Raw genomic sequence first — 25,214 nt, forward strand, 5'->3', positions numbered from 1 at the left:
GCTGGGTCAGTCGTCGAGAATGACCGAACGGGTCAGGCCCCGGGGCTGGTCCGCGTCCAGGTTCAACAGGCGGGCCCGCTCCAGGGCCACCCGTTGAGCCAACACCAGGTAGGCGAGGGGGTCGAGCGACTCATCGGCCAGGAACGTGGCACCGGTTCCCTCAACCTGCTCGCGCAGACCCTGCGGTGCTGCGCCGAAGATCCAGGCCAGACGGTTCGGCCCGGCGATCGCCACCGGGCCGTGCCGGTAGTCCATCGCCGGGTAGGACTCGGTCCAGGCTTGGGAGGCCTCGCGGTTCTTCAGCGCAGCCTCGTGGGCCAGGCCGATCGTCCAACCCGACCCCAGGAAGGTGATCTGCTCAGCGCTGAGGCCGGCCTCCGGCAGCGGTGCGTCCAGGACGTTGCTGCAGTCGGTGATCGAGGATGACAGGTCGACGCCCAGGCTCGCCCGCAGCAGGCTCAACGCGGTGGTGGCGAAGCGGGTCTGCACCACGGACTTCTCGTCGGCGAAGCCCAGGTCGATGACGTCATCGGTCAGCGAGGGCAGCGGGGTGGTCGAATCGGCCACGATGCTCAGCGTGCGGGCGCGTCCGCGCACCGGCTCCAGCGCCTCGATCACCTCGGTGGTGGTGCCGGACCGGGACAGCCCGATCACCACGTCGTAGTCACGGTGCAACGGTGCCTCGGTGGCCTGCCAGGCATCGGTCAACCCGGCGCCGGAGGCTTCCCGGAGGACGGCGTAGGACTGGGCCATGAACCAGGAGGTACCGCACCCGATGATGGCGACCTTCTGCCCGTGCTCCGGCAGCGGCGCGGCTGCGGCGAGTTCGCCGGCCCGACGCCACATCTGCGGCTGGCTGCGCAATTCGGCTTCCATCTGCGCGCCGAGTGCCCCCGGGCGGTCGTGACTGGTCATCGGTGCTCCTCCTGAATGTTCGACGGCACCAGTGTGACACAAGATGCAGGTTAGGTGCCTGCTGCAATCATTATGAGTCACTCCCAAGGGCTTGCCCGTGACCGCACGCAGCACAACCAGGGTTCGCGGCACCGTTAGCGCCACGTTCGGTCTGCAATTCCTCCAGCAGCGTGCGCAGTTCCCCGCGCAGGAAGTCGCGCGTGGCAACCTCACTCATCGCCATCCGGAGCGAGGCCACCTCCCGGGTGAGGTACTCGGTGTCGGCGAGGTTGCGCTCGGCGCGCTGGCGGTCGTGTTCGAAACTGACCCGGTCGCGGTCGGCCTGACGATCCTGGGGGCGGCAGGATCAAGGGCGCGGAGTAGGAGGCCTGGATCGACAGCATCAGCGTCAGCAGGGTGAAGTTCAGTGCCCGTGGGTCGAACTGTGCGGCCTCGGGCATCAGGGTGTTCCACAACAGCCAGGCCGCGCAGAACACCGTCAGGTAGAGCAGGAACCGGGGGGTGCCGATGAACTTGGCGATCGCCTCGGCGATGCGCCCGAAGGCGTCCCGGTCGGCGCTCCGGCGCGGCAGCAGTCGCCGTCGGGTGGTACGAGGGGTGTCCAACCGGTCAACTGTCATATCGGGTCGCCTCCATGGCGGCATCGATCACGGCTTCGTCCACGTCGCGCCAATCCTCCGGGAGGGTCTTGTCGAGGACGTCGTCGACGCTGACAGCGCCCAGCAGGTGACCTTCGTCGTCGGTCACCGGCAGCGCGGTCAGGTTGTAGGTGGCCATCAGGCGCATCACGGTGCCGTGCTTGTCATCGGCTCCCAGCGCCTCGATGTCGGTGTCCAGAATGGTGCCGATCGCCTGGTGCGGCGGTTCGCGCAGCAGCCGCTGCAGGTGCACCACGCCCAGCAGTTTGCCGGTCGGGGTCTCCAACGGCGGGCGCACCACGAAGATCATCGCCGCCAGCGCCGGGGTGACGTCCTGATTGCGGGCGTGCGCCAGGGCGGTGGCGGCACTGGCCTCGGGCGGCAGGATGATCGGTTCGGTCGTCATCAGGCCGCCGGCGGTGTGCTCGTCGTAGGCGAGCAGCCGGCGGATGTCCGCGGCCTCCTCCGGGTCCATCCGACCCAGGAGCAACCCGGCCAGCGCTCCGGGCAACTCGTTGTACAGGTCGGTGGCGTCATCGGGTTGCATGGACTCCAGCACCCGGGCGGCCCGGTCGGTGGGCAGGGCGGTCACGATCGAGACCCGGTCGTCGGTGCCCAGTTCCGCCAACACGTCGGCCAGCCGCTCATCGGGCAACTCGGCGGCTACCTGCAGGCGTCGGGTATCGGGGAGGCCCGAGAGCACATCGGCCAGGTCGGCGGCCTTCAGGTCATCCATGGTGGCCAGCAGCGCCGCCGCGCCCTGGGCGTTGCCGGTGCCGGCCAGACCGGTGACGTCGCCGACGTCCACCAGCAACGTCTCCCCGCGCTTGAACATCCCGGTGGCGGTACGGCGCACGAACAACTGGGTGGCCAGCCATTCCCGCTTGCGCCGTTCCAATGCCACATCCTGCACGGTGACGGTGCCGGAGTCGTCCCGCAGCTGCAGCCGCCGGTCCAGCAGTTCACCCATCACCAGCGTCTCGGCACTGCGTTGTTCGAACCGGCGCATGTTAACCAGCCCGGTGGTGATCACCGCGCCGGCGTCGATCGCGGTCACCCGCGTGAAGGGCAGGAACACCCGACGGCGACCACGCACCTCGATCACCATGCCCACCGCCCGTGGTGGTCCCTTCAGGCGGATCAGGACGACGACGTCGTGTACCCGCCCGACCTTGTCACCCATCGGGTCGAACACGGACGTGCCGGCCAGGCGGGCGACGAAGATGCGGTTCGGGGCGCGGCTCACGCCGCAAGAGTAGTTGGTCACGGCGACGAGGCTGGGGAACAATGGGGGGATGGCCGCCTTCTCGAACGCCCGCACCGCTCACAACGCGCAACCGCGAGGTGAGCAGATCGCCAGTTACGACACCTACGCCGAGGCGCAGCGGGCGGTGGACTTCCTGTCCGACAAGGAGTTCGCGGTCAAGGCCGTGACCATCGTGGGTACCGACCTGAAGATGGTCGAGCGCATCACCGGACGGTTGAACTACCCCCGAGCGGCTCTGTCCGGGGCGGCCTCGGGTGCCTGGTTCGGGTTGTTCGTCGGGTTGGTGCTGGCGCTCATCGGTGGTGGGAACCTGCTGAACACGCTGTTGTTCGCGCTGCTCATCGGTGCCGGGTTCGGGATGATGTTCGGTGTGATCGCCTACGCCCTGACCGGCGGTAAGCGTGATTTCACCTCCTCCTCCCAGGTGGTGGCCTCCTCGTTCGCGTTGCTGTGCCTGCCCGAGAGTGCCGGTCAGGCCCGTCGGCTGCTGAGCGAACTCAACGGCGGCAACGTGAGCCCGGGGCTCACCCCGCATGCCACCCCGACCGCCCCCGAGGCGGACCGCACCGCCGCGTTCCGCCGGCCCAGTGCACCTGCCGGGCCGCCGCCCACTGGTGCGCAGCAGCCCTCCAACCCCGAACAGGCGCCCACGGTTCAGCAGCCTGCCGCGGGTGGGCAGCCGACGCAGCCCGCGGGGGAGGGCCAGGGGGAGGAACCCCCGGGCCAGCGCTGAGGATGAGCAGCGCCGGAGTCCAGTTGGGACTCAGGGGCGCGCCCGCCGGCTGTGCCACAGCCCGATGAGCAACGCGAGCCCCCAGAGCACGAACAGCGGACCCCACAGGTAGGCGTGGCCCTGCTGGGCCTCGATATTCACCGCACCCTGCGGGACGACCCACCCGGCCAGGACCGCGCCGGAGACGATGACGTTCAGCAGGCCGTAGACCACCAGGGCGGCACCGCCGGCCCAGGTCAGGTACCGCCACAGACCAAGCCCGGGCAGCACGCCGCGCTGGGCCAGCAGCGGTACCCAGGCCGCGATCAGTTTGACCGCCGCCACCGCCCACAGTCCCAGCGTGACCTGCACCGACGGCTCCGCGGCGGCGTCCACGGCCCACTGGCCCACGCTGGCCAGCATCCACGTACCGCCGAGCGCCCAGTACACACTCCATCCGCCGTGCACGGTGCCCAGCACCGCCGCCACCCAGAACCAGCCCATGGGAGGCCACTATCGCGCCTGTGCCCTGGTGCGGGCCAGAAGATTCTCCCGGCCGTGCCGAACACGCAGGCCCGCGGCAGTTCCGGTGCAGTGGCCGCGCCGCACGCAGCCGCGCCGCACGCGGCCGGGCCGCACGCAGCCGAGGCGCCTTCAGCCGCGCAGTGCGGCCATCCAGGCCTCGACGTCGTCGGGCTTGCGCGGTAGTGCTGCGGAGAGGTTCTCCACGCCGTCGGCGGTGACCAGGATGTCATCCTCGATCCGCACCCCGATCCCGCGGTACTCATCCGGGACCGTGAGGTCGTCGGACTTGAAGTACAGGCCAGGTTCGATGGTGAAGATCATCCCGGGCCTGAGTTCGGCGTCCAGGTACATCTCCCGGCGGGCCTGGGCGCAGTCGTGCACATCCAGGCCCAGGTGGTGGGAGGTGCCATGCGGCATCCACCGGCGGTGCTGCTGGCCCTCGGGGCTCAGGCTGGTGGCGGCGTCCACCGGCAGCAGGCCCCACTCCTGCAGGCGGGTGGCGAGCACCTCCATGGCGGCGGCGTGCACATCGCGGAACCTCAGCCCCGGGCGAGCGCTGGCGAAGGCGTGGTCGGCGGCATCCAGCACCGCGGTGTACACCTTGCGCTGGATGTCGGTGAAGGTCCCGTCCACCGGCAGGGTGCGGGTGATGTCGGCGGTGTACAGGGAGTCGACCTCGACCCCGGCGTCCACCAGCACCAGCTCCCCGGCGCGCACCTGTCCGTCGTTGCGGATCCAATGCAGGGTGGTGGCATGGTTCCCGGCGGCGGAGATGGTGTCATAGCCGATCCCGTTGCCGTGCTCACGGGCGCGGGCGAAGAAGGCGCCCTCGATCACCCGCTCACCGCGGGGATGCCCGACGGCGCGGGGCAGGGACCGTGCCACCTCGCCGAAGGCGTCGATCGAGGCGTCCACGGCCTGGCGCATCTGCTCGATCTCCCAGTCGTCCTTGGTCAGACGCAACTCGCTGAGCACCTCGGCCAGGGCCTCATCGGCCTGCTGGGCCTCCTCGGTGCTCATCTGGGTGCGCAGTTCCTGCACCCGCGCTTGCACCGCGGCGTCCGCACCGGGCACCACCCGGATGGTGATCTGGCCGGCGTCCTTACCGATCGCATCGTCCAGGGAGTCCACGTGCGCACACGCCAGACCGGTGCGAGCCTCGATGTCGGCCAGACCGGGGCGGCGCCCGATCCAGAACTCCCCGTAGCGGGCGTCGGCGTAGAACTCCTCCGAGTCCCGCCCGCCCTGGGGGCGGAAGTACAGCGTGGCCTCGTGGGCGCCCTCGTCCTGCGGTTCGAGCACCAGCACCGCCCCCGGCTCCTCGTCGGTGCCCAGGCCGGTCAGGTGCGCGAAGGCGCTGTGCGGGCGGAACCGGTAGTCGGTGTCATTGGAGCGCACCTTGAGGTCCCCGGCCGGGATCACCAGCCGTTCGCCGGGGAAGGCCGCGCTCAGGGCGGCCCGACGGGCCGGGGTGTAGTCGGCCACCTGCTCGCGGGCCGGGGGCTGTTCCTCGCGCGGGGCCCAGCCGGAGGCGATGAAGTCCCGGAAGGCGGCGGAGGTGGGCCGCTGCGAACGGTTCGAGCCGCGGCTGGACACGTCCTGCTTGCCGGTCTGCTCGGTTTCCGGGGCGTTCTGATCGGTGGTGGAAGAGGTGCTCGTCATGCCTGCCATCGTCTCACGCACGGTGCGGGGGTGGGCGGCAGCATCCGCACCACCGGTAACCTTCCCCTTCCCCGGTGGTGCAACCGGGGCGCGAACCGGATGAGCCGAGTGAGGCGGTGGTGCCGATGGGCACCGTGACACCCGATGGCCGATCCGGTGCGGTCCCACACTCATCCGTTCGCACCGCGGCAGCCTTGCAACGGAGTCTCGCTGCTGCCGGGGTTCGCACCGTCGTCGGGGGTTCGGCCCTGCTGGCCTCCCTCGGGTTGACCGATCGGGTGCGTGACTGGGACCTGATCACCGACATGGCGCCGGAGCCGGCGCAACGGGCGCTGGCGGACCTGGGTCACCGGTACCGCAGGCTCGGCCCGAGCGATGTCTTCAGCAGCGCGGCCGCCTACTGCTTCGAGGTCAACGGTGTGAGCATCGACTTGATCGTGCGGTTCGCGATCAACACCGCCACCGGCCCGGTCCGGATCCCGGCCACGCCCGGGGCCACCTGGCGGGGCCTGACGATGGCCCGGCCGCACGACTGGGCCCTGGCCTATGCGCTGATGGGCAGACCGGAGCAGGCGGCCGCGCTCACCCGTCTCATCGAGAACAGGTGAACGGTCAGGTCCCGCCCGGCCCCCACCCGGCCGGGTGCACTCGCCATGGGCTGAGCTCAGGGTGCCTGCGCGGCTAGCCTGGCCGGGTGCGCATCGACCTTCATACCCACAGCCATCACTCCGATGGCACCGACTCCCCGGCCGTGCTCATGGTCAGGGCCGCAGCCGCCGGACTGGACGTGGTCGCCCTGACCGATCACGACACCACCGCCGGATGGGATGAAGCGGCCGACCAGGTCGCTCGAACCGGGGTTGCGCTGGTACCGGGGGCGGAACTGTCGTGCATGGTCGCCGGTGTCAGCGTGCACCTGCTCAGCCTGTTGCACGCCGACGACGACGCCGATCTCTCCGGTGAGATGGAGCATGCCCGCACCTCCCGGGACGCCCGCGCTCGGGAGATGGTGCGGCGCATCGCCGAGGATTACCGGCTGACCTGGGCGATGTGCAGGACCAAGCCGGTCCGGACGCCACCATCGGTCGGCCGCACATCGCTGATGCCCTGGTCGCCCGCGGCCACGTGCCGGACCGGTCGGCCGCGTTCGAGAACATCGTGGCCACCGGCGGGCCCTACTACGTGGGCCATTACGCCCAAGAGGCACGTGCCGCCATCGGCCGGGTCCGCGCCGCCGGCGGGGTGCCGATCCTGGCCCACCCCCGCGCCGCCGCCCGGGGCCGCACGATCGGCGATGCCGTGATCGCCGACCTGGCCGATGCCGGAATGGCCGCCCTGGAGGTGGACCACCGCGACCACACCGAGGCCGACCGGGCCCATCTGCGCGGCCTGGCCCGGGAACTGGACCTGCTGGTCACCGGCGCCAGCGACTACCACGGCACCGGCAAGCACAACCGGCTCGGGGAGCACACCACGAGCCCGGAGGTGCTGGAGGCGATCGAGGCCGAGGCGCGCGGCCGCACCATCCGGCCCTCGGACACCTGACTCACGCCCACCCTGATCCAGGACGCTTGGGCCCGCGGACGTTCCCACAGACCAGCGCTCGAAAGCATAGGTCCGCCCCCAGGGATGCCGTGATCCCCCAATCTGTTACTTGGTCCTCCAGTCGGGCAGTGCTGAAGTCGCCTATTCTGAAGGTGAGTAAAGGGGAGATAGCGGACGTCGAGGGGAGACGCTCATGCGTGGACGAAGTGTGGCATTGGTGGGTGCAGGTAGCGGAGCCCATGTGGTGCGGTGGAGCCTCATGGGGGGCGGTGTGTAGCGGAGTGTGTCTGGAAGATGATGCGTCCGGCCCAAGTCGGTGACTCCCGATGTCACGACGACGTCTGCCGGTGGCTGCGGTGATCCTGACCGGGGTCATGCTCGTCCTGGGCTGCACCGAGGAACGCCGGGAGCCCGCGACGTTCCCGAAAGAGGGACCCCACTGGCTGGTGATCTCGACAGGTGAGGGTTTCAGCGAAGGCGGGGCCGGCGACGTCCCGGACGGGTGGGTTCCGCTCCTCACCCACGACGACGGGTGCAGTGTCGCCGGCTACGGCGCGCAGATCGCCGAACCCCTGGAGGACGCGCGTGCGGTCACGGCGAACGAACTCGACCAGGTCATGGAATCCGAGGGTCTCCAGGCCGGCGAAATCCGTGAGGAGGAGTTCATCATCTCCGGTGGGGTGAACGAGGAGTACGACACCCTTCTGCCGTTCATGGTCGCCGACGGGCACAACGATGACGGTGGCGAGGTGAGGATTGCCTCGCGCGCCGGTTCCCGGGTCCACTACAGCGGTGACGTGACCACAGATCTCCTCCACCTGCGATTGGCCTGCCCCGGGTCGATCCAGGAACGCGTATGGGATGAGGGGCTCGCCGGACTACGTCCAGGCATGTCGACTGACGGAGTCACCCCCGATGACCCGTGGGGGTCCTGATGCGGTCGTCGAGGCCTGCCGCGTCAGGACTGTGCCGACCCCGAACCGGCGGAGCCGGAGGAGTTGTTCCGACGACGACGGCGCCGCCGGCGACGCTGTCCCTCGCCGGTGCCGGGCTGCTCCGAGCGCGTTCCCGCGCCGTTGCTCCGCCCGCCGGACCCTTGGCCGGATGAGCCGCTGCGGCCACCGCCCTCACGCCGTCGTCCGCCCTGACGGGAGCCGTCCCCGCGGCGGCCCCCCTGACGGTCGCGGCCACCGCCCTCACGCCGTCGTCCGCCACCGCCGCCACCGGAGGTGGTCCGGGTGCCGGTCTCGCCGATGTCCTCGAGCTGCTCGGCGTCCAGTCCGGCGCGGGTCCGCTCACCTCGAGGGAGTCGGCCCCGGGTGCCTTCGGGGATGTCCAGGTCGGAGTACAGGTGCGGGGAGGAGGAGTACGTCTCGATGGGCTCGCCGCGGTTCAGTTCCAGTCCCTTGTCGATCAGGGACCAGCGCGGCAGGTCGTCCCAGTCGACGAAGGTCACCGCGATGCCGGTGTTGCCGGCCCGCCCGGTGCGGCCGATCCGGTGCAGGTAGATCCGTTCGTCCTCGGGGCACTGGTAGTTGACCACGTGCGTGATGTCGTCCACGTCGATGCCGCGGGCGGCCACGTCGGTGGCGACCAGCACGTCGATCTTGCCGTTCCGGAAGGCCCGGAGCGCCTGCTCCCGGGCTCCCTGGCCCAGGTCGCCGTGGATCGCACCGGAGGCGAACCCGCGCTCGGCCAGGTCGTCGGCCACTCGGGCGGCGGTGCGTTTGGTGCGGGCGAAGACCAGTGTCAGCCCGCGGCCCCTGGCCTGCAGGATCCGGGCTAGGACCTCCACCTTGTCCATCGCGTGGGCGCGGTAGATGAACTGGCTGATCGCCTTCAGGGTGACGCCGTCGTCGTCGGGGTCCTGGGCGCGGATGTGCGTGGGCCGGTTCATGTACCGGCGGGCCATGGTGACCACGGGCCCGGGCATGGTGGCCGAGAACAGCATCGTGTGGCGGCTGGCCGCCGTGCGCGACAACAGTGTCTCCACATCGGGCAGGAAGCCCAGGTCGAGCATCTCGTCGGCCTCGTCCAGCACCAGCGTGCGCACCCGGGACAGGTCCAGGTGACCCTGCTTGAGCAGGTCGATCATCCGGCCCGGGGTGCCCACGATCACCTCGGTGCCCTTGGTCAGGGCCTCGATCTGGGGCTCGTACGCCCGGCCGCCGTAGACCTGGGTGATGCGCACGGTGCGGCGTCGGGTGGCGGTCACCAGGTCGCCGGCGACTTGCACAGCCAGTTCACGGGTCGGGGCGATCACCACGGCCTGGGGTTTGCCCGGGTCCGCCAGCGCGTCCCAACCCTCCTCGTCGGGGCCCACCACGGCCTCCAGCAGCGGGATACCGAAACCGAGGGTCTTGCCGGTACCGGTCTTGGCCTGGCCGATGATGTCGTGCCCGGCCAGGGCCACCGGCAGGGTGAGGGACTGGATCGGGAAGGGGTGGGTGATGCCCACGTCGGCCAATGCGCCCACGATCGATTCGGAGACGCCGAAGTCGGCGAAGGTCTTGGCCGCCTCGGCGGGGGTTTCGGGTGCCGCGGGGGCCTCGATGGTCTCATCGACCACCTCGGCCAGGGCGGCGTCATCGACAGCGGGGCTCTGAGTGCCCGCCTCGGTGAGGGTTTCGTTCTGCATCAGGGTTCACCTGTTCGCGTCATGGCGACGTCATGAGCCGTTCACGCGCGCGGCGGTCGTCACCGTAAGGGGCAGCCGATCGCGAAATGAACGTGCCGGCAACGGGGCCGGCGTGCAGGTGCGTGTACCGAACTGTCGTTACGACCGGGCAACCTGGTACATCCACACTGTATCGCGAAGGTGCGTACACCGTCTGCAACGTGACCAATCCCACCGCCGGCAGGCCGGTGGCATCGCGGGAGTTCGTCCCCGGTCAGCCCGGGAGTTCGTGCGCGGCCAGCCGGTCCAGACCCTCATCGATGCTGACCCCGGGCCGCCAGTTGAGCACCTGCTGGGTGTGGCGTTGGTCGAACCAGTGCGCGGTGGAGAGTTGTTCGGCCAGGAAACGGGTCATCGGCGGCTCATCGGGTCCGGGACGCACCGCCCAGAGGGCCTCGACCACACCCCCGGCCATCCGGGCCAGGGCGGCGGGTACCCGCCACGTCGGCACCGGCGCCCCGGCCGCACGGCAGATACCGGCGAGCAGGTCACCCACCGGTCGTGGTTCGGCGTTGGTCACCACCAACGCCTGCCCGTGGGCGTGTTCGGCGCGCTCCAGCGCCGCCACCAGTGCGTCTGCGGCGTTGTCGACGTACAGGGAGTCGATCAGCGCCGCACCATGGTCCAGCAGGGGTAGCCGCCGGGCCCGGGCCCGCGCCACGATCCGGGCGACCAGTTGGGTGTCACCGGGCCCCCACACCAGATGCGGCCGCAGCGCCACCACGACGAAGCCCGGCTGGTCCGCCGCGAGCGCCAGCTGTTCGGCGGCCGCCTTCGTGCGCGCGTAGTGACCCCGGGCGCGCTCCGGCTCGGCGGCTCCGGCTGCCACCCCGATGAGCGGATCCCCGGTGTGGGCCACGGACGGCGTGGACACCTGCACGAAGCGGTGCACGCCGGCCTGTCGGGCGGCATGCAGGAGTGCGCGAGTGCCCTCGATGTTCACCTGTTCGTACTCGGCGCGTGGTCCGCTGACCGAGACCTTCGCGGCGAGGTGCACGACGGCGTCGCATCCCTGGACGGCACGGTTGAGCGCGGTATGCGCACCGGAGCCGGTGAGCGAACCCCGGATGTCCGTGGCACCGGCGACCCCGGCCGGTCGCCGCTGGAAGGTGCGCACCTGGTGGCCGGCCGCCACCAGGTGCTCGGCGGTGCGACGACCGAGCATGCCGCTGGCACCGGTGACCAGCACCCGCATACGGGCGGTCACGGCGCCTGAATCCTTCCGCCGGCCAGCGCGCGCTCGGCCCACTGAGCCAGCCGGGCGCGGTCGACCTTGGCGTTGTGCCGCACGTCGGTGGGCAGTTCCGGTACCCGCAGCACAGCGGCCACGGTCAGGCCGCATCGGGCGCGCACCGCCTGGCGCACAACCCGCGTCAGGCCCGGGGTGGCCAGGGCGGGGGCGGCGCCGGCGTGCCGATCGATCTGCGGATCGGTCTCCAGGACGACGACGACGTGCTGGGTGCCCGCGGGACCGACACCGACGGCGGCCGCCCGTTGCACCCCCCGGATCTGCTGCGCGGCGTGCTCGATGGCCACCGGGGTCACCACGCCCCCGGCAGTACGAATGATGTGGGCCAGGCGACCCTCGATCCATAGCCGGCCGCGTGCGTCCAGGTGCCCGACATCCCCGGTGCGGTGCCAGCCGGCATGGTCGGCGCCGGCGGCCTGGGTGGCCCACAGCTGGTCGTAGGTGCGCTTCAGGTGGGCTGCGGTGACCAGCACCTCACCGGTGATGCCCGGTGCGGTGGTGGCATCGCCGGTGGCGGCGCCGTCGTCGTCCAAGGGAATGATCCGGGCCAGCGCCCCCGGGACGGGGTGGCCCACACAGCTGCCGCCACCGGCACCGGTGACGCCGGCCGCCTCGTCCTCGGCAGCGGCATGCAGACCGGTCAGGTCGATGTCGGTGAGGGGGAGCACCTCCGTCATGCCGTAGGGGGTGTGGGCCGAGGCATTGGGCATGATGCGACCGACCTGCGCGAGCAACTCGGGGGCGATCGGCGCACCGGCGGACAGGAACAGTTCCACCCCGGCCAGGGCACTGCGGTGCGTTTCGGTGAGGTCGGCAGCGGTGCGGAGCACGTTCGTCAAGGCGGCCGGGGAGGTGAAGACCGCGGTCGCGTCGCTGGCGGCGACGGCGTCGGCCAGCGCGGCGGCGGTGAGCGTGGCCGGGGCGACCACGTCCATGTCCGGGGTGATCGCCGCGGAACCGAGCGCGGTACCGATCAGGGCGAAGGGGGCGAATCCGACCACGAACGCCGAGCCCGGCCCCAGGTCATAGGTGGTGGCGAGCGCATCGCGCATGGCCGCCAGCCGGCGGTGGGTGTAGGTCACGCCCTTGGCCGGTCCGGTGGATCCGGAGGTGAACAGGATCGCCGCATCATCCTCCGGGTCCGGCTCAGCGGGCAGCGTGCCTCCGTGCTGCTCGATGCCCGCCCCGCGGGCGATCAGGTCGGCCAGGCCGGTGCGGGCACCGAGGGCTCGGTGCCGTGGTGTGGTGTGCCCGGTGGCGACCCGCCGGCCGGGCCACCCCAGCAGCCGTGCGCCGGTCAGGGCGCGGTCGACTCCGATGAGCCACTGCGGGCCGGCGCCGCGCAGGGCGCGGCTCATACCGCGCAGGCCCAGGCCCTGGTCGGCGAGCACGGCGACGGCTCCCAGACGCAGGCATGCGAACAGTGCGGTGGTCAGGTCCACACCCGGAGTGATGAGCAGGCTCACCCGCTGACCGGGGCGCACCCCGAGGTCGGCCAGTCCCAGCGCCAGGTGGCGCACCCTGGTCGCCAACTCCTGCCAGGTCACCGTCTCGGTACCGGCCCGGGACAGGGCCAGACCGCGCGGGCTCGGCGTCCTGGCCCCGTTCGTCCAGGACCGCGGTGAGGCGGCGGAGCCGGGGCGGGGCGGCGTCAGCGCTGCCGTCCGCGGCGGCGTTGTTCCCGGCCGCCGTGTGGCGCGTGGGGGCGCCGGTACCGGTCTCGGTGGGGCCGGTGCTGGTGGCGGGTAGGCGTTCGGCGAGCCAGCGAACCACGGTGCCGGCCACATCGGCGTCCTCGGGCAGCAGATGCCCGGCCCCTTCGAACCGGTGCACGTCGGCCTGGGGCAGCCGGGCGCGCAGGTCGCGCAGGTACCGCTCGGCGAAGACCGGATCTCGCGGCCCCCACAGCAGCAGCGCCGGGACGGTGAGCGCTGCGGTTCCGGCGGCGATCGTGGTCAACGCGTCGTGGGAGGGATGGCGGGGGTCCGCCGGGATGTCTGCGACGAAGTCGGCGATCGCGTGCCGGTCCCGGGCCTTGGCGTAGGGCGCGAGGTAGGCACCGGTGACCTCCTCGGGAGCGGGCGCTGGGCCAGGGCAAGGGTGGCGCGCAGGAAGGTGCGGGTGCTTCGGGTCGCCCAACGATGAATGACCGGGTGGCCCGCCAGGCGCAGCAGGGCGGGGATCGTGCTCGCCTCGTGGTCGTGATGGATGGCGGTGTTCGTCAGGACGACCCCGGCCAGCAGATCGGGGTGCCGGGTCGCCCAGCCGAGGGAGACCACCCCGCCCCAGTCGTGACCGACCGTCACCACCGGTCCGCCCAGTCCCAGGTGGTCGGTGAGGGCACCGAGCTCACTCACCCGGTCGGCCAGTCGGCGCATGCGCCCATCGCGCTGGGACCAACCCATCCCCAGCTGGTCCACCGCCACCACGCGCCACCCGGCGCCGGCTCCCGCGGTGAGCAGTTCTCGCCACAGGTAGGACCACGTCGGGTTCCCGTGCACGGCCAGCAGCGTGCCGCGCGCGGGTCCGCCCAGGTCGGCGATGTTGTCCAGCACGTGCCAGGTCACCGGCGAGGTCGCTGCGGTGCCGGGCACGGTGATGTGCCTGCTCCACCCCGGGGCGATACCGCGCAGGTCCGAGATGCTCACCACCGCAACTCGAGCATGGCGGTGTTCAGGCCGGATCCCACACCCATGCACAGCACCCGGTCACCGGGAGCGAGGTCGGCGGCCTGCGCGGCCAGGGTCATCGGTAGCGAGGCCGGTCCGACGTTCCCCCAGTGGTTGAACGTGATCGGCACCCGCTCGGCCGGCAGCTCGATGGCGTCGATGATCGCCTGCGTGTACGGGGTGGAGATCTGGTGGGTGATGTACCGGTCCATCCCGTCCCACTGGAAACCGGCCCCGTTGTTGGCCTCCTCCCAGGCGGCCACCACCAGCGGCAGTCCACCCTCGAGCAGGCCCTTGGTGTCGGTGAACATCCCCTCCAGGTTGCCCACGCACAGGCCATGGTGCTCGGTGGCGGCGCGGCTGACTCCACCGACGATGCGATGGCCGTTCGGATGCAGGTCGGTACGGCCAAGAACCGCCGCCGCCGCTCCGGAGCCCAGGGTGAGGGAGGCGAACTCGCGGCGGTAGTCCTCCCGGGTGGCCTCCGGCCGCCCGAGCCGGGCCAGGGTTCGCTCCTGGGTGGCGCGGGTGTCCTCGCTGTTGACGATGACGGCGTAGTCGATCTGGCCGGCGTCGATCATGGTCGCCGCGAGCATCATGCCGTTGACGAAACCGAGGCAGGCGTTGGCGATGTCGAAGTTCATCGCCGAGGACGGCAGCGACAACTCGTGATGCACCCGTACCGCGACCGAGGGCTCCAACTGCGTGCGGGTCACCGAGGTGTTCACGAGCAATCCCACCCCGGCCGGGTCGACACCGGCTTCAGCGATCGCCTTGGCGCCCGCTTCGATCGCCGGGTCGTCGAATCTGGTTCCCTCCTCCCACCAGCGCCGCTCGGTCACGCCGGAGATCCGCTCCAGCATGTTGTCCGGAAGTCGCAACCGCTTACGGGTGGTAGCCAGGTGTTGCTCGAAGCGGGCGGAGGGTATCCGCACCGGTGCTTCGATATGGGTCACCGACAGCACGGAGGTGTTGCGGTATCGGAAGTTCGCGTTCTTGCCTGTCACGACTTGAACCTAACTGCTCAAGCAGCGGCGCGCTCGCAGGGATCGGTCAGCGGCACCGTGCGGTCACTGTCGTCGACCGGCTCAGAGGGTGCCGAAGCCCACCTTGCGCTGCTCGTCGCCGCCGAACTCCACGAAACCGAGCGCGGCCACCGGCACGATCACCCGGCGGCCCTTGCTGGTGGTCAGGTCCAGGGCCGCGCCCGGGTCGCTCTCGGCCTTTGTGAGGGCCTTGTGCACGGATTCGGCCACTTCCTCGGCATCCTCCGACACGTCCAGGGTCAACTCTCGTGCCACGTTCCTGACTCCGATCGTGATCTCCACGTGTCCTCCTTCTGTGCGGGTCGGCCTGAACTTCCCCCATCGTAGGCGCCACCGGGCCCGGCGGTGACCGCAGCACGGTGACGGTGGCGACCACGGGAGGGGGTGCGCCGAAGGTGTCCGAGCACACCCCGGGGTCGAGACTTCGACGAAGGTTTGCCAGTATGGAGGTCATGCGTCGAGCGATCATCGTCCTCTGCGCCCTGCTGGGCGCAGTGCTGCTCGGTGCCCAGTCGCAGTCGATCGGGGCCGCACTGGTCGACGAACCCGACCCCTGGCCGACCCCGAGCGGCGATCCGGGGGGACCCGATGGGGTGTACGGGCCCAGGTTGCCCGCCCTCGAGGATCGGCTGCGTCCCGGCGACGCCTCGGCCGGGCTGCTCAGCCGGGTGGTACCCCAGTCCGGATCCGGCGAGTTCGATGCCGCCCGGATCGCCGAGGAGATTCCGGAGGACGCCGTCGAGGAGTCCGTCGATGTGCTGACGGTCGACATCGAGGTGGAGCGTGACCTGGCCATCGACCTCGAGCGGTTCGCCGACTTCGTGGTGACCACCCTGAACGACGAGCGCGGCTGGTCGGCGCAGATGGACGTCGCCTTCGCCCACGCCGGCGCCGGGACCGAGGCGGACCTACTCGTGCGGCTCGCCACCCCGGACACGGTCGATGACCTGTGCGACCCGTTGCCCACCGGCGGCGAGTACTCCTGCGCAACCCCGGACGGGGCGGTGCTGAACGCGTTGCGCTGGGCCGAGGGTGCCGAGACCTTCAGCGAAGCCGGGGGAAACCGGACCGAGTACCGGCACTACCTGGTCAACCACGAGGTGGGGCACCTACTCGGTCACGGTCACGCGCAGTGCCCCGCGCCGGGTGAGCCGGCGCCGGTGATGGTGCAGCAGTCGATCACCCTGGACGGGTGCGAACCCAACGGGTGGATCGTCCCGGACTGATCTGCCCGCGGCCGGTCCGGCGATGTCGGATCGAGATGATGGGATGGGGCCATGTCCTCCCCGGTGTTCACTCGTGCCGCCGTCGGCTCCGGCGTGCCGAGCCTGGACGTCTCCCAGCGCCGTGTCGCCCGGGCGGTGGCCGACGGCGGGCGGCACGTCGTGCACGGTGCGCCGGGCTCGGGCAAGACGCACCTGGCGGTGGCTCTGACGGTCACCGCGGCGTTGGCGGGGGAGCGACCCATCCTGCTGGTGCCCACCCGCACCGGCGCCGCGGACCTTCGCACCGAGGTCACCCGCCGGATCGGCCGCACGCTCGATGAGGCGGTGGTACGCACTCCGGCGGCCCTGGCGTTCGCGATCCTGCGGCTGCGCGCCAGTCACCTGGGCGAGCCGGCACCCACGCTGATCTCCGGACCGGAACAGGACCAGGTGCTCGCCGAACTGCTCGCCGGGCACGCCCAGGGGGAGGGCCGCCCGGCGACCTGGCCCGAGGGTGTGGGCCCGCAGACCTGGGGACTGCAGGCCTTCCGTAACGAACTGCGCGACGTGCTGATGCGCGCCGCCGAGGCGGGCCTCAGTGGCGCCGAACTGAGTGAGCTGGGCCGCTCCCGCGACCGGCTGGAATGGGGGGGGCGGACAGGTCCTCACCGAGTACACCCAGGTGATGGCCCTGGGTCAGATCACCCCGGACCGTGGCGCGCGGTATGACGCGGCCGGGATCGTCGACGAAGCCGTCAGTGCCCTGCTCACCTGGGATCGGGACCTGCCCGGGGTGGACCGGCCGAGGTGGTCCCTGGTGGTCCACGACGACTACCAGGACGCGACCCTGGCCACGGCCCGACTTCTGGGGGCGCTGGGTGACGACGGCGCCGGCCTGGTCGTCCTCGGTGACGCCGATGCCGCGGTGCAGTCCTTCCGCGGTGGCGTGCCGGCGCTCCTGTCCACCGCGGCCGCACCGCCGCCCCGACCCGGCGGCGCGGACTCGGCCGCATTCGCCGCGGACGCGGCCTGGGGTGCGACCGAGCATGTGCTCGACCGGGTGTGGCGCCACGGTCAGTCGGTGCGGGACCCCGTGCGCCGACTCACCCGCGCGCTACCGGTACTAGCGGCCGGCGCCCGCCGGGAGGCTCCGGGGCAGGACGATCACGCAGACCACCCACCGCGCGGGTTGCGCACAGCCGTGTTGGGCAGTCCGGCGCAGGAGGTCGCATTCGTGGCCCGCCAGTTGCGGATCGCGCGGCTGCATCACCAGGTGCCGTGGTCACAGATGGCGGTGGTGGCACGCTCCAGTGCCCAACTGGGGTCGGTCCGGCGGGGTTTGCGTGCCGCAGGAGTGCCGCTGGCGGCGGCGCCCGCGGACCGGCCGCTGCGTGAGGAACCCGCGGTCCGCCCGCTGTTGGCGGTCCTCCGCACCGCCCTGGCCGGGGAACTGGACCTGCCTACCGCCATCGACTTGCTGAGCAGCCCGATCGGGGGCCTGGACCCGGTGACGCTGCGGGGGTTGCGGCGGTACCTGCGCGCCCGGGAACGCCAGGAGGGGGGAACCCGCAGTTCCGCCGAGGCGCTTCTGGATGTGCTGTCCGATCCTGACTCCGCGGGCGAACTGCCCGCCCGGTACCGTCGCGGTCCCGCCGGGGGGTGGCCCGGGTGCTGAGTGCTGCCCGGGATGCCGTGACCGATCCCGAGGCAACCGCGGAGACGGTGCTCTGGGCGGCATGGGAGGCCACCGGGCTGGCGGGCATCTGGCAGCAGCAGGCGCTGTCCGGTGGCGTCGGCGCGGACCGGGCCGACGCGGACCTGGACGCGGTGCTGGCACTGTTCCGAGCGGCTGAGCAGTTCATGGACCGCACCGCCTACTCCTCCCCGGGCTCGTTCGTGGAGCATCTGATGGCCCAGGACTTCCCCGCGGACACCCTCGCCGCCCGCGGCCACCAGGCCGAGGCGGTGGCGGTGCACACCGCCGCCGGGGCCGCCGGCGGGCAGTGGGAGGTGGTGGCGGTGGTCGGTGTGCAGGAGGACGTCTGGCCGGATCTGCGGATCCGCGACACCCTGCTCGGCTCGGCGGACTTGGCCGACCTGGCCGCAGCACGTGAAGTGCGCGGGGAGGATGAGGCCACCCGGATGCGCCGGGCCCGCCGCGATGTCGCCGATGGCGAGTTGCGTGCGTTCATCTCGGCCTGTTCGCGCGCCCGGCGGCTGTTGTACGTCACGGCGATCCTGGACGAGGACGAGCGGCCCTCGATGTTCCTGGACCTGCTCACACCGGGCACCGATCACGAGACGACGGCGGTGCCGCCCCCGCTGGACCTGCGCGGATTGGTGGGGCAACTGCGGGCCGCGCTGCGCCCGGTGCTCGCCGGCACCTCAGGGGTCGGCTCCGCGAATCCGGCCCCGACACCCGCCGAGGTTGCGCAGGCCTCCGAGGCCGCCGCCGTACTGTCCTATCTGGCCGAGCACGGTGTCACCGAAGCCGACCCGAGCCGGTGGGGAGCCCTGTTCGCCCCCACCACCGAAGCCCCCCTGCTGGCGCAGGACCAGGTGCCCACCATCGGACCTTCGGCAGTGGAGCAGATCACCACCTGCCCGCTGCGGTGGGTGCTGACCCGTAACGGCGGTGAACCCGGAGTCTCCGACGTCAGCAACTCGGCAACCTCATCCACGAGATCGCGGCCGCCCACCCCGACGGCGATGAGGCCGGCATGCGGCAGATGCTGGAGCGTCGCTGGCCCGACCTCGGCCTGGCGGAGGGTTGGATGGCCACGGCGCAGCGTGCCCGTGCGGAGTCGATGATCACCCGGCTGTCCGAGTACATGGCCACCCGGCCCGGCCCGGTGGACGTCGAAGTGGCCTTCACCGCAGAACTCGACCAGGTACGGCTCCGCGGCCGGGCGGACCGGGTGGAGCATGTGGGCCAGGGCCAGGTCAGAATCGTGGACCTGAAGACCGGCGCCACCGCGGAGTCGGTGGCGAAGGCCCGCACGAACCCCCAACTGGGCGCCTACCAGGTCGCCACCGAGGCGGGCGCGTTCGGCGATGTGGGCAGCGCGGGTGCAGCGCTGGTCTATCCCGGGACCAAGGCCACGGCCGCCACCATCCGCTACCAGCCCCCACTGGCCGAGGCCGAGGACCCCCGGTGGGCGCATCACCTGCTGGCCGATGCGGGCAGGATCTTGCGTTCGGGCACGTTCGAGGCCCGGCCGAACGAACACTGCCCGCGCTGCCCGGTGCGCTCCTCCTGCCCCGCCTTCCCCTCCGGCGCCCGGGTGGAGCCGGTCCGATGACGACGGCGCAGGTCGCCTCGGCCGGTGCGGTGCCGGTGACGCACAGTGCTGCCCGGGTCGCCCGACTGCTGGGCCACCATCCGCCCACCGCCGAGCAGGCCCGCATCATCGAGGCACCCTTGAAACCCCTGCTGGTAGTCGCCGGAGCCGGCTCCGGCAAGACCGAGACCATGGCTGCCCGGGTGGTCTACCTGGTCGCCAACCGGCTGGTGCCACCGGGCTCGGTGCTCGGGCTGACGTTCACCCGCAAGGCCGCCGCGGAACTATCGCAGCGGATCCGCACCCGGCTGCACGAACTATCAGAGGCAGGTGTAGGCCCGGGTGTGAGCCTGGAGGATCAGCCACGGATCGCCACGTACAACTCCTACGCGGCCAGCCTGCTCACCGACCACGCCCTGCGCATGGGACTGGACCCCGACGCCCGGCTGATCAGCGACGCCGGACGGTTCCAACTGGCCGAACAGATCGTGCGCGCCTGGCCGCAGGACCTGGAGACCGGCTACGCGGGAAGCACGGTGGTGGACGCCGTCACCTCCTTGGCTGCCGAGCTGGCCGAGCACGGGTTGGAGCCGGCGGAGACGGCGAAGGACCTGCGAGCCCAGGCCCAGGACCTGCTCGCGGTCTCGGGCAAGATGGTCAAGGAGGTCAGCGACATCGCCGCATCGTTGGATCTGCGCGCCCGACTGATGGAACTCGTGGCCGAGTTCGGCGCACGCAAGGAGCGCGAGGGCGTCGTGGACTTCGGCGACCAGGTGCGGATGGCGGCCCGGATCGCCCGGGCCGTCCCCAAGGTCGGGGCCCTGGAGCGCACTCGGTATCCCGTGGTGCTCCTGGATGAGTACCAGGACACCTCGGTGGCACAGGTGCAGTTGCTCACCGCCCTGTTCGGTGGCGGCCACCCGGTCACCGCGGTGGGGGATCCGAACCAGGCGATCTACGGGTGGCGCGGGGCAGCGGCCGGAACCCTGCTGTCCTTTCCCGAGCACTTCCGGGTCGCCGACGGGCAACCGGCCGCGGTCACCCCGTTGAGCACCGCATGGCGCAACGACACCGCGATCCTGTCGGTGGCCAACCGGATCGCCGAACCACTGCGCAGCGGTGTCGCGGCCACCATGGTGCCGCCGTTGCGCCCCTCCCCGGCAGCGGGTCGCGGCACCGTGCTGGCCCACTGCGCCGAGACGGTGGAGGAGGAGGCCGCCCAGATCGCGCGGGTCCTCACCCGGCACTGGTCCGATGACCCCGAGGCCCCGGCGACGGCGGCCGTGCTGTGCCGGAAGCGCTCCCAGTTCCCCCTGATCGAGGAGGCGCTGCTGGCCGCCGGGCTGCCCTGCCAGGTGGTGGGCCTGGGTGGGCTGCTGGCCACTGCGGAGGTAGCCGACATCCGTGCGGCCCTCACTGTGGCGCACGACCCCTCCCGCGGCGATGCGATGATGCGCCTGCTCACCGGCCCCAGTGTGCAGTTGGGTGCGGCGGACCTGGCCGTGCTGTGGGAGTGGGCCGCCGCCCAGACCCGGGGCCGGCCCGAGGAGTCCGGGCAGGCGGCGCAGCCGCAGGCCGATCAAGTTCTGGAAGCCGACGAGCGCTCGAGTCTGGTCGAGGCGGTCGACCGGTTGCCCCGGGGCACCTGGACCGATCGCCACGGCCGTACCCTGAGCGGGAAGGCTCGGGAGCGGCTGCGCCGGTTGTCCGGGCAGATCCGGCGGATCCGGGCGCTCACCCACCTGGACATGGCCGAACTGGTCACCACCACCGAGCAGATCCTGGGCCTGGACATCGAGGTGATCGCGCACGTACCCGGTTCCGTCGCACACGCCCGGCGCAACCTCGACGCCTTCACCACCGCGGCGGCCTCCTTCACCGGGGGCACGGAGGAACCCGGCCTGGGCGCCTTCCTGTCCTACCTGGATGCGGTGGAGGAGGAGGAACGGGGACTGGACCTCATGGTCGCCGAACCCGACCCCACGGCCATCCAGATCATGACCGTGCACGCCTCCAAGGGCTTGGAGTGGGACACCGTGGTGGTGGCGGGCCTGAACACCGGTGACTTCCCCACGCTGGCCCCGAACAAGGACGGTCACTACCTGAACCCCGGGTGGCTGACCAACGTGCGCGCCCTGCCCTACGGCTTGCGCGGGGACCACGACTGGTTGCCGGACCTACCGATCCAGGGCGCCGGCACCATCGAAGAGGTACGGCAGGCGCGCACGCAGTTCTGCCACGAGGAGGGCGAGCGGCTGCTCGACGAGGAAAGGCGGCTGGCCTACGTCGCGATGACCAGGGCCAGACACGTGCTGATCCTGACCTCCTGCTTCTGGGGCACCCGCAAGAGGGTCTCGGTCCCCTCGCCGTTCCTGAAGCCACTGGTCCAGGACGGTCTCGCCGATCCCGGCCCGAACTGGCCCACGGCAAGCGCGCACCCAGAGAACCCGCGCACCGACGCCGACCAGGTCGCGACCTGGCCCCGACCCGCCCACGCGGTGGCCACCGCGTGGGAACAGATCTGGGACGGCGCCGATCAGCGGGAGCAGTCCGTGCCCACCACCTCCCAGGCCGGCCGATGGTGGGCCGATGCCGAACTGCTGCTCGCCGAGCGGGACGCCGTCGACCCGGCCCAGGTCACGATGCCCGAGCACCTGTCGGCCTCGGCGATGGTGGAACTGGCCCGGGACGCGCCGCAGTTCTGGCGCCACCGCCGCCGCCCGGTGCCGCGCCGCCCCAGGGGGTCCGCCCGGCGCGGCACCCAGTTCCACGCCTGGGTGGAGCAGTACTTCGGGGCGCGCACACTGCTGGACTGGGAGTTGCTGCCAGGGGCGGAGGAGGAAGGGCCCGATCAGGAACTGGCAGCACTGCGGCAGGCGTTCCTGGACTCCGACTGGTCCACCCGGACACCGGTGGCGGTAGAGGTCGACATCGAGATCCTGATCCGGGAGGTGGCGGTGCGCTGCCGCATCGACGCCGTCTTCCCCACCACCGACGGGGTGCACGTGGTGGACTGGAAGACAGGCACCCCACCGCACGATGACGCCGCGCGCCACGCCACCCAGGTGCAGTTGGGCCTGTACCGCCTCGCGTGGGCGCGCCTGCACCAGGTTCCGATCGAGACCGTGCAGGCATCGCTGCACTACGTCGCCCAGAACCGTACCGTCCACGCCGCCGAACTCACCGAGGCCGAACTGGAGGATCTGCTCCAGCCCCCCACCTGATGGGCGCGGCCGGGCCGTGCTCAGCCCGAGGGCAGCACAGGGTCCTCAGCGCGAGGGGAACTGGCCCGTGGGGGCGTCGTCGCCGCCGCGGCCGGGATCGGTGCGATCATAGTCCGGCTCGATCGGGTCCGGCGCGGGGACGTCGGCGGTCTCCGGCGCGTCTGCGAGGACCCCGGTGCCGTCGTCGCGCCTGCTGCGGTCGTGACCGCCGTCGTCGTTCCTGACCGGGATGCCACCTTCAACCGTCGGCTCGTCGATCCCGGCGGTCCCGTAGTCCATGTCCTCCGCGTGCGCATAGGCGGCGAACCGCGGATCGTCGGCACCGGCTTCTGCAGCGGCACCCGCGGCACCCGCGGCCTCCGCGGCCTCCGCGGTGTCGCGGGTGTCATCGAGGTCGCCGCCCGTACCGTCCGTGCCGCCGTCGAGGTCATCCTCGGCACCGGCGCCGTCGGTGCGCAGCGGCACCGGTCCGGTCACCCAGTCGGTGCTGACCACCGGCACCTGACCGATCGGGTCGGCGTCGGCGACCGCACGGTCCAGATCGGTGAGCATGTCGATGGCGTCGTCGATGACGGAGTTGTCCCGGGTGCGCACCCCGTGCATCAGCCAACGGGGCAGTGCCAGTTCGCTGGCCAGCAGCGTCCGCGCCGCCAGGAACTCATCGGTCCGGTCCCCGCGTGCCTGGGTGTAGGCGGCCAGGATCGCATCGCCGGTCTCCGGCGCCGCGGCCGCGATCAACCAGGACAGGTCGTCGGCCGGGTCGGCTACCCGGGCGTCGGCCCAGTCCAGGATCGCCGTCACCTCGTCATCGTCTACCAGGATGTGCTCCCCGGCGAGGTCCCCGTGCACCGGTGTGGCGATGAACTTCCACAACCGGACATCCTCCAGCGCGCGCTCCCACCGGCGCAGCAGATCGGTCGGGACGTGCCCGGTGCGCGCGGCCTCATCGAGTTCGGCCAGCCTCCGGGTGCGGTAGGACTCGGCGTCGTAGACCGGCAGACCGGCGTCGGCCACCACAGCAGTGTCCAGGTCGTGGATCCGGGCGAGGGTCTGCCCGAGCCGCCGGGCCAGGGCCGCCGAGACCGCCTGTACCTGCAGCGGGCGGCCGCGCAGTTCCCGGTAGACCATCGCACGGCCCCCCTCCGGCAGGCCGCGAACCCTGCCGGGCGGGGCACCTCGAAGGGCAGCAACTCGTTGTCCACTGCCTGGGCCAGCACGGCCAGGAGGTCGACCTCGCCCTCCAGCGCGGCACCGGCGACCGTGCTCCGGGGCGCGCGCACCGTCCAGCGCCGGCCCTGGGCGTCCATCAGGGAGGCGACGTCGAAGCCGGCCCCGGTGTGGTGCGGGGGCCGGGTGGCCACCACGTCCAGGCCGGGGATGGCTACGGTGGCCAGGGCCGCCAACGCGAGCGGCGAACGGGGACTGGTCGACACCCTCCCCACGGTATGCCCACCGGCGGGCGCCGGCCCTGTGAGGCGCCCGGTGTGTCCCGCTATGGCGGCGCGAGCCGGCGGGGCCGTCTACCGTGGAGGGGTGCGCTCAGACGACCTGCCCCTCTCTCGCTCCGGAGTGGACCGCGACGGCCTCGGCCGCGTCCGGGAGGGGTTGATCGCCCGCCTGTTGGACCTGCCCTCCACCCGGGTCCTGCACCTCATCGGTGGTGATGTGCTCACCGGATCCGATGACGCGCTGATGTTCACCGCCCCGCTCGGCACCGGTGGCGCTGACGCACCTGAGGCACCCGATGGTGCCGGCGGCGCGGCCGGTGGGGGCCCGGCCGCCCCGGGTGGTGCAACCCCGGTGCCCACCACCGGCGTCGGCACCGAGGATGTGCTCCTCTACCTGGGGCGCGACACCGAGCACGCCTACCTGGCCCAGGTCCACCCCGAAGCCACCGGCGTGAGCGACTGGGCCGAGGAGATCTCCCGCCGCACCGATGACCCGCAGGGCGCGCCGGGCGCCCGCCGCTCCCACCTGCGGGACGTGGGTTGGCGACTCCCCGCCCGCGATGCCGGACTCGCCACCGAGGCGGTGGCGCTGGCGAACTGGCACAGCACCCACCGGTACTGCCCTCGTTGCGGCGGGCCCACCGCGGTGGGCGAGGCCGGGTGGGTGCGCCGGTGCAGCGTGGACGGATCCCAGCACTTCCCCCGCACCGACCCGGCGGTGATCATGGCGATCACCGATGACGACGACCGGTTGCTCCTGGCCCACGGTGCCGCGTGGCCGCCCACACGGTTCTCAGTACCGGCCGGGTTCGTCGAGCCGGGGGAGTCCCTGGAAGCCGCCGTGCGCCGCGAGGTCGCTGAGGAGACGGGTGTGCTCGTCGGTGAGGTGACCTATCAGGCTTCGCAACCGTGGCCCTTCCCGGCCTCGCTGATGGTGGGTATGAGCGGGCGGGCCCGGACCACCGAGGTGACGCCCGACGGCGTGGAGGTCACCGAGGCCATGTTCCTAAGCCGAACCGCACTCGCCCGGGCCGTGACCGATGGCGACGTGGTGCTGCCGCGGGCCACCTCCATCGCCCACCACCTCATCGCCCAGTGGTACGGCGGGCCACTGCCGACGTAGGCGGCTCTGGGCGTCCCTTGCGGATTCG

The 25,214-nt window shown here is 71.6% G+C and carries 20 protein-coding genes and 3 pseudogenes; 10 read left to right on the top strand and 13 right to left on the bottom strand.

What is annotated here, in order from left to right; genetic code table 11:
- Positions 1–6: 6 nt before the first annotated feature.
- The 3 genes and pseudogenes from ACRRRO_RS12355 to ACRRRO_RS12365 all read right to left on the bottom strand — a co-directional run bounded on the left by ACRRRO_RS12355 (position 7) and on the right by ACRRRO_RS12365 (position 2,799).
- Entirely contained in the window at positions 7–915 is a 909-nt protein-coding gene (locus ACRRRO_RS12355) for an SIS domain-containing protein (protein WP_424796993.1), read from the bottom strand.
- A gap of 70 nt (positions 916–985) precedes the next feature.
- Positions 986–1,535: pseudogene (locus ACRRRO_RS12360) on the bottom strand (DUF1003 domain-containing protein).
- Positions 1,525–2,799, bottom strand: coding sequence for a magnesium transporter MgtE N-terminal domain-containing protein (locus tag ACRRRO_RS12365; protein ID WP_424796991.1), 1,275 nt, complete (start codon positions 2,797–2,799; stop codon positions 1,525–1,527). Before ACRRRO_RS12365 ends, ACRRRO_RS12360 begins: the two are co-directional and overlap by 11 nt.
- Positions 2,800–2,848: 49 nt before the next feature.
- On the opposite strand from ACRRRO_RS12365, the gene ACRRRO_RS12370 reads away from it, so the two are divergent.
- Positions 2,849–3,553 carry a general stress protein gene (locus tag ACRRRO_RS12370; protein WP_424796990.1) on the top strand — a complete coding sequence of 235 codons (705 nt, stop codon included), beginning with the start codon at positions 2,849–2,851 and terminating at the stop codon, positions 3,551–3,553.
- Positions 3,554–3,583: 30 nt separating this feature from the next.
- Here ACRRRO_RS12370 and ACRRRO_RS12375 read toward each other — a convergent pair whose 3' ends face one another.
- The gene (locus ACRRRO_RS12375; protein ID WP_424796989.1) at positions 3,584–4,036 is read right to left on the bottom strand and encodes a DUF3995 domain-containing protein; all 453 of its coding nucleotides are present in this window, start codon (positions 4,034–4,036) and stop codon (positions 3,584–3,586) included.
- A gap of 150 nt (positions 4,037–4,186) precedes the next feature.
- Positions 4,187–5,719: an aminopeptidase P family protein gene (locus tag ACRRRO_RS12380; protein ID WP_424796988.1), complete on the bottom strand. Its 1,533-nt coding sequence runs from the start codon at positions 5,717–5,719 to the stop codon at positions 4,187–4,189.
- Between the two features lie 74 nt (positions 5,720–5,793).
- Here ACRRRO_RS12380 and ACRRRO_RS12385 point away from each other — a divergent pair, with 74 nt between their 5' ends.
- The 3 genes and pseudogenes from ACRRRO_RS12385 to ACRRRO_RS12395 all read left to right on the top strand — a co-directional run bounded on the left by ACRRRO_RS12385 (position 5,794) and on the right by ACRRRO_RS12395 (position 8,199).
- A complete protein-coding gene (locus ACRRRO_RS12385) occupies positions 5,794–6,327 on the top strand; it encodes a hypothetical protein (protein ID WP_424796987.1) in 534 nt (177 codons plus the stop codon).
- An 86-nt stretch (positions 6,328–6,413) separates the two neighbouring features.
- A pseudogene (locus ACRRRO_RS12390) lies at positions 6,414–7,264 on the top strand (PHP domain-containing protein).
- Positions 7,265–7,590: 326 nt separating this feature from the next.
- Positions 7,591–8,199: a hypothetical protein gene (locus ACRRRO_RS12395; RefSeq protein ID WP_424796985.1), complete on the top strand. Its 609-nt coding sequence runs from the start codon at positions 7,591–7,593 to the stop codon at positions 8,197–8,199.
- Between the two features lie 23 nt (positions 8,200–8,222).
- Here the strand turns inward: ACRRRO_RS12395 and ACRRRO_RS12400 are convergent, their stop codons facing one another.
- From ACRRRO_RS12400 to ACRRRO_RS12430, 7 genes and pseudogenes are all read right to left on the bottom strand, one after another.
- The gene (locus tag ACRRRO_RS12400) at positions 8,223–9,902 is read right to left on the bottom strand and encodes a DEAD/DEAH box helicase (RefSeq protein ID WP_424796984.1); all 1,680 of its coding nucleotides are present in this window, start codon (positions 9,900–9,902) and stop codon (positions 8,223–8,225) included.
- 253 nt (positions 9,903–10,155) lie between these two features.
- The gene (locus ACRRRO_RS12405) at positions 10,156–11,136 is read right to left on the bottom strand and encodes an NAD-dependent epimerase/dehydratase family protein (RefSeq protein ID WP_424797136.1); all 981 of its coding nucleotides are present in this window, start codon (positions 11,134–11,136) and stop codon (positions 10,156–10,158) included.
- Between the two features lie 8 nt (positions 11,137–11,144).
- The gene (locus tag ACRRRO_RS12410; protein WP_434080336.1) at positions 11,145–12,737 is read right to left on the bottom strand and encodes an AMP-binding protein; all 1,593 of its coding nucleotides are present in this window, start codon (positions 12,735–12,737) and stop codon (positions 11,145–11,147) included.
- Positions 12,738–13,041: 304 nt separating this feature from the next.
- Positions 13,042–13,149 (bottom strand): annotated as a pseudogene (locus ACRRRO_RS12415) (hypothetical protein); the annotation flags it as partial.
- On the bottom strand, positions 13,146–13,838 hold the full coding sequence (locus ACRRRO_RS12420) for an alpha/beta fold hydrolase (protein WP_434080337.1): 693 nt from the start codon (positions 13,836–13,838) through the stop codon (positions 13,146–13,148). The gene ACRRRO_RS12420 and the pseudogene ACRRRO_RS12415, both read right to left, overlap by 4 nt.
- Complete coding sequence (locus ACRRRO_RS12425) at positions 13,835–14,866, bottom strand: 3-oxoacyl-ACP synthase III (RefSeq protein WP_424787518.1); 1,032 nt, start codon at positions 14,864–14,866, stop codon at positions 13,835–13,837. Before ACRRRO_RS12425 ends, ACRRRO_RS12420 begins: the two co-directional genes overlap by 4 nt.
- 81 nt (positions 14,867–14,947) lie before the next feature.
- Positions 14,948–15,187, bottom strand: a complete 240-nt coding sequence (locus ACRRRO_RS12430) for a DUF3107 domain-containing protein (RefSeq protein ID WP_424787519.1) — start codon at positions 15,185–15,187, stop codon at positions 14,948–14,950.
- A gap of 161 nt (positions 15,188–15,348) precedes the next feature.
- On the opposite strand from ACRRRO_RS12430, the gene ACRRRO_RS12435 reads away from it, so the two are divergent.
- From ACRRRO_RS12435 to ACRRRO_RS12455, 5 genes are all read left to right on the top strand, one after another.
- Entirely contained in the window at positions 15,349–16,131 is a 783-nt protein-coding gene (locus ACRRRO_RS12435; protein ID WP_434080338.1) for a DUF3152 domain-containing protein, read from the top strand.
- Between the two features lie 51 nt (positions 16,132–16,182).
- Entirely contained in the window at positions 16,183–16,839 is a 657-nt protein-coding gene (locus ACRRRO_RS12440; protein ID WP_434080339.1) for a UvrD-helicase domain-containing protein, read from the top strand.
- Positions 16,796–17,785 carry a hypothetical protein gene (locus ACRRRO_RS12445; protein WP_434080340.1) on the top strand — a complete coding sequence of 330 codons (990 nt, stop codon included), beginning with the start codon at positions 16,796–16,798 and terminating at the stop codon, positions 17,783–17,785. Before ACRRRO_RS12440 ends, ACRRRO_RS12445 begins: the two co-directional genes overlap by 44 nt.
- 1,009 nt (positions 17,786–18,794) lie before the next feature.
- Positions 18,795–19,412, top strand: a complete 618-nt coding sequence (locus tag ACRRRO_RS12450; RefSeq protein ID WP_434081583.1) for a RecB family exonuclease — start codon at positions 18,795–18,797, stop codon at positions 19,410–19,412.
- Positions 19,409–22,615, top strand: a complete 3,207-nt coding sequence (locus ACRRRO_RS12455) for a UvrD-helicase domain-containing protein (RefSeq protein ID WP_424796980.1) — start codon at positions 19,409–19,411, stop codon at positions 22,613–22,615. Before ACRRRO_RS12450 ends, ACRRRO_RS12455 begins: the two co-directional genes overlap by 4 nt.
- 45 nt (positions 22,616–22,660) lie before the next feature.
- Here the strand turns inward: ACRRRO_RS12455 and ACRRRO_RS12460 are convergent, their stop codons facing one another.
- A complete protein-coding gene (locus tag ACRRRO_RS12460; RefSeq protein ID WP_434080341.1) occupies positions 22,661–23,743 on the bottom strand; it encodes a phosphotransferase in 1,083 nt (360 codons plus the stop codon).
- 405 nt (positions 23,744–24,148) lie between these two features.
- Here ACRRRO_RS12460 and nudC point away from each other — a divergent pair, with 405 nt between their 5' ends.
- The gene (gene nudC / locus ACRRRO_RS12465; RefSeq protein WP_424796978.1) at positions 24,149–25,186 is read left to right on the top strand and encodes an NAD(+) diphosphatase; all 1,038 of its coding nucleotides are present in this window, start codon (positions 24,149–24,151) and stop codon (positions 25,184–25,186) included.
- Positions 25,187–25,214 lie beyond the last annotated feature (28 nt).

The organism is Sanguibacter sp. Z1732, assembly GCF_051020515.1.
Lineage (GTDB): Bacteria > Actinomycetota > Actinomycetes > Actinomycetales > Beutenbergiaceae > CALKWS01.

Bases quoted from the DNA above. Each gene is read 5' to 3' on its own strand.
- ACRRRO_RS12370 (WP_424796990.1), top strand. From the start codon at position 2,849: ATGGCCGCCTTCTCGAACGCCCGCACCGCTCACAACGCGCAACCGCGA.
- ACRRRO_RS12440 (WP_434080339.1), top strand. From the start codon at position 16,183: ATGTCCTCCCCGGTGTTCACTCGTGCCGCCGTCGGCTCCGGCGTGCCG.
- ACRRRO_RS12445 (WP_434080340.1), top strand. From the start codon at position 16,796: ATGGCCCTGGGTCAGATCACCCCGGACCGTGGCGCGCGGTATGACGCG.
- ACRRRO_RS12400 (WP_424796984.1), bottom strand. From the start codon at position 9,902: ATGCAGAACGAAACCCTCACCGAGGCGGGCACTCAGAGCCCCGCTGTC.
- ACRRRO_RS12380 (WP_424796988.1), bottom strand. From the start codon at position 5,719: ATGACGAGCACCTCTTCCACCACCGATCAGAACGCCCCGGAAACCGAG.
- ACRRRO_RS12375 (WP_424796989.1), bottom strand. From the start codon at position 4,036: ATGGGCTGGTTCTGGGTGGCGGCGGTGCTGGGCACCGTGCACGGCGGA.
- ACRRRO_RS12355 (WP_424796993.1), bottom strand. From the start codon at position 915: ATGACCAGTCACGACCGCCCGGGGGCACTCGGCGCGCAGATGGAAGCC.
- ACRRRO_RS12405 (WP_424797136.1), bottom strand. From the start codon at position 11,136: ATGCGGGTGCTGGTCACCGGTGCCAGCGGCATGCTCGGTCGTCGCACC.
- ACRRRO_RS12435 (WP_434080338.1), top strand. From the start codon at position 15,349: ATGGAGGTCATGCGTCGAGCGATCATCGTCCTCTGCGCCCTGCTGGGC.
- ACRRRO_RS12460 (WP_434080341.1), bottom strand. From the start codon at position 23,743: ATGGTCTACCGGGAACTGCGCGGCCGCCCGCTGCAGGTACAGGCGGTC.
- ACRRRO_RS12395 (WP_424796985.1), top strand. From the start codon at position 7,591: ATGTCACGACGACGTCTGCCGGTGGCTGCGGTGATCCTGACCGGGGTC.
- ACRRRO_RS12455 (WP_424796980.1), top strand. From the start codon at position 19,409: ATGACGACGGCGCAGGTCGCCTCGGCCGGTGCGGTGCCGGTGACGCAC.